This is a genomic window from Actinotalea soli, assembly GCF_017565425.1.
Taxonomy (GTDB): domain Bacteria; phylum Actinomycetota; class Actinomycetes; order Actinomycetales; family Cellulomonadaceae; genus Actinotalea; species Actinotalea soli.
Genome location: NZ_JAGEMK010000026.1, coordinates 1 through 289, shown reverse-complemented (window position 1 = coordinate 289; position 289 = coordinate 1). Strand labels below are relative to the sequence as shown.

Here is a 289-nt window from a genome sequence, read left to right as displayed (position 1 = left end):
GTCGATCTTGCCCTAGCGGAAGGCGCGCAGGGCCTGCTCGCGGGCGCCCTGGCCCAGGGCGCCGGGGATCGCGCCCGAGGCGAAGCCGCGCTCGGCGAGGTCGTCCGCCACCGTCGCGGCGGTGCGCTTGGTCCGGGCGAAGACGATGGTCAGGCCGCGGCCCTCGGACTGCAGGATCCGGGCGAGGACCTCGACCTTGTCCAGCGCGTGCGCGCGGTAGACGACCTGCTTGATCGCCTTGAGGGTCGCACCGCGGTCGTCGGGGTCGGTGGCCCGGATGTGCGTGGGC

At 74.7% G+C, this 289-nt stretch carries 1 pseudogene; it reads right to left on the bottom strand.

The annotated features are described in order from the left end of the window. Nucleotides 1-15: 15 nt before the first annotated feature. A pseudogene (locus tag J4G33_RS16895) lies at nt 16-289 on the bottom strand (DEAD/DEAH box helicase); the annotation flags it as partial.